This is a genomic window from Burkholderia sp. Ac-20353 (assembly GCF_017104785.1).
Classification (GTDB): domain Bacteria; phylum Pseudomonadota; class Gammaproteobacteria; order Burkholderiales; family Burkholderiaceae; genus Burkholderia.
In genome coordinates this window covers 24431-30430 of the sequence record NZ_JAAGPL010000104.1, presented here as the reverse complement: position 1 = coordinate 30430, position 6000 = coordinate 24431, and the positions used below count along the sequence as shown (strand labels likewise).

Below are 6000 nucleotides of genomic sequence, written 5' to 3'. Positions count from 1 at the left end.
GGCGCCCCCGTCCCGCAGGACGCGCCCGCCCCCACGCCCCCCGCCCGCCACAACCCCCCGCCCGCTGCCGACAGCCTGTGGACCCGCGACACACTGCTCGGCGACATCGGCGGCGTCCGCCCGTGGCTCGGCAAGTACGGCGTCACGTTCGGGCTGACCGAATCGAGCGAGCTGCTCGCGAACCTGCGCGGCGGCCTCGACCGCGGCGTTGCGTATCACGGGCTGACGACGATGACGCTCGGCGTCGACACCGACAAGGCGTTCGGCTGGAAAGGCGGCAGCTTCAACGTCAGCGCGCTGCAGATCCACGGCCGCCAGTTCAGCCCGAACTATCTCGGCACGCTCAACACCGCGAGCGGAATCGAAGCCGAAAGCACGACGCGATTGTGGGAACTCTGGTATCAGCAGGCGCTGCTCGACGACCGGGTCGACGTGAAGATCGGCCAGCAGGCGATCGACCAGGAATTCCTGACGAGCACCTACTCGGCGGCCTTCATCAATACGATGTTCGGCTGGCCCGCGTTGCCGTCGTACGACCTGCCGAACGGCGGCCCCGCGTATCCGCTGTCGGCGCTCGGCGTGCGGGTGCGCGCGAAGCTCACGCCGTCGCTGACCGCGCTCGCCGGCGTGTTCGACGGCGATCCGCTCGGCAACAACCCCGACAACCGCAGCGGCACGAACTTCAACCTGCACAACGGCGCGCTCTTCATCGGCGAGCTGCAGTACGCGATCAACCAGGAAGGCAACGCAGGCGGCACGAAGACGCCGGGCGGCCTGCCCGGCGCCTACAAGCTCGGCGTCTGGTACCACAGTGGCAGCTTCGCGGACCAGCGCGACGACACGACCGGCCTGTCGCTCGCGAATCCCGACTCGAGCGGCGTTGGCCGCCCGCATCGCGGCGACTACAGCGTGTACGCGGTTGCGGACCAGATGGTATGGCGTGCGGGCCCCGATAGCCCGCGCAGCCTCGGCGTGTTCGCGCGCGTGATGGGCGCGCCGGGCGACCGCAATCTCGTCAGCGCGGCGGCCAACGTCGGCGTCGTGCTGAAGGCGCCGGTCGCCGGCCGTGACAACGACAGCGCCGGCCTCGCGCTCACGTACATCAAGGTTGGCCGCCATGTGCGCTCGCTCGACCAGGATGCGCTCGCATTCGGCGGCGGGCCGTACGGCGTGCGCAGCAGCGAGACGGCGCTCGAGGCGATGTACAACTACCAGGTCGCGCCGTGGTGGCAGATCCAGGCTGACGCGCAGTACACGTTCAACGCAGGTGCCGGCCAGAACCCGGACAATCCGCGCGCGCCGCTGCGCAACACGTTCGTGCTCGGCGTGCGGACCAACATCACGTTCTGAGCGGGAGCCGCAATCACCGCTCCACCACCGTCCAGCCACCATTTACGCAGCAATCCACCCCGGCAGCCGCTTGCCGACCCAATCAGCGGCCTGCTCATAGCCACGCGCGAGCTGCAGCACCGCCAGATCCGCGCGCGGCCGGCCGATCAGCTGCATCCCCATCGGCAGCCCGGCCGCGTTGAAGCCGACCGGCACGCTGATCACCGGACAGCCCGCGAGCGTCCACGGCACGACCGTCTCCATCCAGCGGTGATAGGTGTCCATCGTGCGGCCCGCGATCTGCTGCGGCCAGCGCGCGTCCACGTCGAACGGGAACACCTGCGCGGTCGGCGCGGCGACGAAATCGTAGCGATCGAAGAAACCGAGCAGCGTCTGGTACCACGCGGTGCGCTCGACGCTCGCATCGAAGATTGCCTGGCCCGACAACCCAAGCAGGCCCTCGACCTCGAAGATCGCCTCGGGCTTCAGCAGCGCGCGGCGCGCCGGATCGCGGTAGTGCGCGAGCAGGCCGCCGCCGGACAGGAAGTGCCGGTGCGCGAGCCAGATCCGCCAGATCCGTTCCGGCCCGAATGCCGGCAGCGCCGCATCGACATCACAGCCGAGCTCGCGCAGCGTCGCGAGCCCGGTCTCGCACTGCGTGAGCACGCCCGGCTCGGTCGCCAGATAGCCGTTCCAGTCGCCGACCCACGCGATGCGCTTGCCGCGCAGGTCCGCGTCGAGCGGCTGTGCGAACACGGCAGGATCCTCGGCGAGCGACAGCGGATCGTGCGGGTCATAGCCCGCCTGGATCGCGAGCAGGTTCGCGACGTCGCCGACGGTACGCCCCATCGGCCCTTCGATCCCGAGTTGCTGGACGAATACGTCGACGCCCGGCCAGCGCGGCACGCGGCCCTGCGACGGCCGGAAACCGTATATGTTGCAGAACGCGGCCGGGTTGCGCAGCGAGCCACCGAAATCGCTGCCGTCCGCGACCGGCAGCATCCGCGCCGCGAGCGCGGCCGCCGTGCCGCCACTGCTGCCCCCGGCGCTCTTCGTCAGGTCGTACGGATTGCGCGTCGCGCCGTAAACTTCGTTGAACGTATGCGAACCGAGGCCGAACTCCGGCGTATTGGTCTTGCCGATGAAGATCGCGCCCGCCGCGCGCATCCGCGCAACGCCGACGGAATCAGCCTGCGGCACGTTCTCGCGGAAAATCGGCGAGCCGAACGTCGTCACGATCCCGTTCGTCATCGCGAGATCCTTCGGCGCCTGCGGGAGGCCGTGCAGCCAGCCGCGATACTCGCCGCGCGCCAGCTCGACATCCTTCTGCGCCGCCTCGGCGACGAGCGCGTCCCGGTCGCGCAGCGCGACGATCGCGTTGATCGCGCCGTTCGCGCGCTCGATATGGTCGAGGTAAGCGTTCATCGTCTCGACGCACGACACGGCCTTGCTGCGGATCGCCGACGCGAGTTCGCCCGCCGACAGGCGCACGATCGGGTCGACGGTGATGGAAGCGGGAGCGAGCTGCGACGGGGCGCTGTGCGGCATGCGGGGTCTCCTGGAAAAGCGCAAGGCGATGGCAGGCATCGCGGCAGCTGCCAGCCGAAGCCCGTGCGGGGATCCGCCGCGCCGCCGTTGTCGCTCTACTCTACGCGACGCGGCGCCCGCGACCTCCGATATTTTCCGCGCGGATTCATTGCGGTTTCGACTGAATCGCGGCGAAACGCCGTGGCATTCGTGTGATCGATCGTCTTGCGCGCCGGGCGAACGGCGCACGCCCGGTGAAAATGTTTATGCGCATAAACTTAAATTTCTTATATTTCTAGTAAGCGATACACCGCCGGCGGACGCCGCTTGCGCATTTTTAACGACATTTTTATACGGGCGCCCGATCTCTTTAGATCATCCCAGCCGGCCACGCGCTACGCTGAAAGCACCTTGTTACTGGGACATTCTTCATGCTCAAGCTGCTTGTGCCGGTTGGCCACTCTCCCCGCTCGCTGCAGGCGGTTCGCCATGCGACGTTCCTCTATCGCGAACGCTGCGCGTCGGAAATCGTGCTGATCAACGTCCAGCCGCCGCTGGAATCGACCCGGCTCGAGGCCTACCACCCGCTGTCACGGCTTCGCGAGATCGAGCAGCATTTCTCCGAGGGCGAACTGGCGAAGGCCGAGCGGATTCTGAAGGATGCCGGCGTCACTTACAGCGTCGTGATGAAGGTCGGCCCGGTCGCCGACACGATCGCCGCTGCGGCCGCCGAGAACGGCTGCGACGAAATCGTCGTCGTCGCGCCGCGTCATGACCCGATTCATTCGATCCTGTCGCTGTTCCGCCGCAGCGTGCTCGATCGCCTCGTGCGGATTTCCAGCATTCCGGTTACGGCCGTTCAATAGGCTGCGGTTTCGTCAGATCACGTGTCCGCCGTTGCCCGCGACACTCACCCGCCTTCGACAAGCCGCATCACGATATCCCTGGCCGAGTCGAGATGCGCAACAGTCATCGAGCGGGCCGCTCGCGCATTGCGTTCCCGACAGGCTTGCAGGATTTCGTCGTGTTCGTGCTGGAACGACGGCGTATCCGCAAGCAGCGTGTTCTGCAAACGCTCGTATCGCTCGACCTGGCCGCGCAATTCCCGGATCGCATCGAGCTGACGCTCATTCCCGCAGCGCGAATACAGGAGTTCGTGGAATTCGCGGTTGAGCTCCCCCTGCCGCGCGGGCGTCTGAGCGTCGCCAAGCAGGCGATGAACGAGTTCGGCGCGCGCCAGGGTTTCGGCATCGATCTGCTTCGTGCTCCGAAAGATCGCGTCACCTTCGAGCAGCGCCCGCAAATCGTAGATCTCCTTCACGTCCGATACAGTCAGCATCCGCACGACCGCGCCGCGATTCCTGAAGATATCCACCAGACCTTCGCGAGCCAGTCGTTGAATGGCCTCGCGCAGCGGTATCCGGCTGATCCCGAAGCGGTCGGCCAGGTCTCGTTCGACGAGCCGCTCCCCGCCGCCCAGCTCGCCGCCGACGATCATTTCGCGCAGCGAAGCGGCCACCGTATCCGCCGTGGAATCGAACTTTGTTTCCATGCTCAAGCCATCGTTGATTTGGAATAATGGTATACCAAATCGATTTCCGGTGCCACAATGGCACAAGCGTGTCGCCGGCGGGTTCGACGAGTGCGTTCCGGCATCGCCGGTCCACGGTCCACATTCAATGTTTCGATATCGAAGGAGAGCACGATGGCATACGGTGAACACAAGTACCGCGTTTCAGTGCAATGGACGGGCAACAAAGGGACCGGCACATCGGGATATCGCGCGTACGGCCGCGATCACGTGATTCGCGCGGGCGCCAAGCCGGAGATCGCAGGCTCATCCGACGCCGCGTTCCTCGGCGATGCGGCGCGCTGGAATCCCGAAGATCTGCTCGTGGCTTCGACGTCGGCCTGCCATAAGCTCTGGTACCTGCATCTGTGTTCAGACGCCGGCATCTGCGTTGTTTCCTACCTTGACGATGCGGAAGGCACGATGCTCGACAGCCCCGAACAGGGACGATTCACGGAAATCGTGCTGCACCCGCGGGTGGTCATTCGCGCCGGCGACGATCGGGAACTGGCCGCACGATTGCACCACACGGCTCACGAGAAATGCTACGTGGCGAACTCCGTCAATTTCCCCATTCGCTGTGAGCCGACGATCGAGTTTGCCAGCGCCTGACCGATACCGCGATGTGTCGCCGTCCTGACATGACAGGACGGCGGCCTCGACCAACGCTCAATGCCCCGCATGACGTTCGACGACATCCGACGCATCCAGCGCATCGAATTCGGCGAAGAGCCGGCATACGGCATGCGGCTCGCCACAGTCATGCAGCCGATCACGAAAGCGCTGATCGCAAAACCGCTCCGCCACTTCGGCCAGCAAGTGCAGGTGCGTGACGTTCGCCCACACCGGCACGAACAGCACGACGAGGTCGGACACGGGCTTGCCGTCCGGCGCATCGAACGGAATCGGCGTAACCGGGCGCACGTATAGCGCCAACGCCTTCTGCAGCCCCTTGATCTGCCCATGCGGCACGGCCACGCCCTGCCCGAGCGCCGTCGAGCCCAACGCTTCGCGTGCAGCAAGGCCGGCCATCACCGACTCTGCCGTCAGCCCATGGCGCCGCTCGACGAATTGTGCGAGACGCGCGAACAGCGATTCGCGATCGGCAACGTCGAGCCCGAGCAGAATGTGGTCTTCGACGAGCAAGGCGGCAATCGTATCCCCATCGGCCGGCGGCGTCTTGCGCAGCAAATGCGAATCGGCATGCGGCGATTCGGAATGCATCACCCTGCTCCACGCGTCGGTCGGCACTTCCGGCACTTCCAGCAGTTGCGAAATCTCGGCAGACGGCGCCAGATGCGCAACGCGCTGCATCGTGCTGCTCAATGCAAATCTCGGCAAATAAAGCACGAGCCTCACGCGATTCGTGCCGTGCAACGGCGTCATCCGGATCGTCCACGGCTGCCCCGCGCAGTCGCGGACCAGCGCCTGACGCAACGGCATCGCATGCTGCGCATCGAGCGAGATACGCATGATCACGTTGTGTCCCGCCGCCGGACGCGCAGTTGAGACAGGCGCAGCTTGGCGCGAACCGAAGCGGGCTTGCAGACCTGCCAGGATGTGCTTCATCGGTT

The 6000-nt window shown here is 66.0% G+C and carries 6 protein-coding genes; 3 read left to right on the top strand and 3 right to left on the bottom strand.

From position 1 onward, the window contains the following. Window positions 1–1350 (top strand): carbohydrate porin (locus G3N94_RS25745; RefSeq protein WP_241022071.1); only part of this gene is annotated, 1350 nt, incomplete at its 5' end. Between the two features lie 42 nt (window positions 1351–1392). Here the strand turns inward: G3N94_RS25745 and G3N94_RS25740 are convergent. Further along, the gene (locus tag G3N94_RS25740; protein ID WP_205795364.1) at window positions 1393–2877 is read right to left on the bottom strand and encodes an amidase; all 1485 of its coding nucleotides are present in this window, start codon (window positions 2875–2877) and stop codon (window positions 1393–1395) included. Between the two features lie 410 nt (window positions 2878–3287). On the opposite strand from G3N94_RS25740, the gene G3N94_RS25735 reads away from it, so the two are divergent. Beyond that, on the top strand, window positions 3288–3722 hold the full coding sequence (locus G3N94_RS25735) for a universal stress protein (RefSeq protein WP_205795363.1): 435 nt from the start codon (window positions 3288–3290) through the stop codon (window positions 3720–3722). 44 nt (window positions 3723–3766) lie between these two features. Here G3N94_RS25735 and G3N94_RS25730 read toward each other — a convergent pair whose 3' ends face one another. Beyond that, window positions 3767–4354: a GntR family transcriptional regulator gene (locus G3N94_RS25730; RefSeq protein WP_241022070.1), complete on the bottom strand. Its 588-nt coding sequence runs from the start codon at window positions 4352–4354 to the stop codon at window positions 3767–3769. Window positions 4355–4561: 207 nt separating this feature from the next. Between G3N94_RS25730 and G3N94_RS25725 the strand changes: the two genes are divergently transcribed. Further along, a complete protein-coding gene (locus G3N94_RS25725) occupies window positions 4562–5038 on the top strand; it encodes an OsmC family protein (protein WP_205795362.1) in 477 nt (158 codons plus the stop codon). A gap of 57 nt (window positions 5039–5095) precedes the next feature. Here the strand turns inward: G3N94_RS25725 and G3N94_RS25720 are convergent, their stop codons facing one another. Further along, the gene (locus G3N94_RS25720; protein WP_205795361.1) at window positions 5096–5995 is read right to left on the bottom strand and encodes a PTS sugar transporter subunit IIA; all 900 of its coding nucleotides are present in this window, start codon (window positions 5993–5995) and stop codon (window positions 5096–5098) included. Window positions 5996–6000 lie beyond the last annotated feature (5 nt).

Bases quoted from the DNA above. Each gene is read 5' to 3' on its own strand.
- G3N94_RS25720 (WP_205795361.1), bottom strand. From the start codon at position 5,995: ATGAAGCACATCCTGGCAGGTCTGCAAGCCCGCTTCGGTTCGCGCCAA.
- G3N94_RS25735 (WP_205795363.1), top strand. From the start codon at position 3,288: ATGCTCAAGCTGCTTGTGCCGGTTGGCCACTCTCCCCGCTCGCTGCAG.
- G3N94_RS25740 (WP_205795364.1), bottom strand. From the start codon at position 2,877: ATGCCGCACAGCGCCCCGTCGCAGCTCGCTCCCGCTTCCATCACCGTC.
- G3N94_RS25730 (WP_241022070.1), bottom strand. From the start codon at position 4,354: ATGATCGTCGGCGGCGAGCTGGGCGGCGGGGAGCGGCTCGTCGAACGA.
- G3N94_RS25725 (WP_205795362.1), top strand. From the start codon at position 4,562: ATGGCATACGGTGAACACAAGTACCGCGTTTCAGTGCAATGGACGGGC.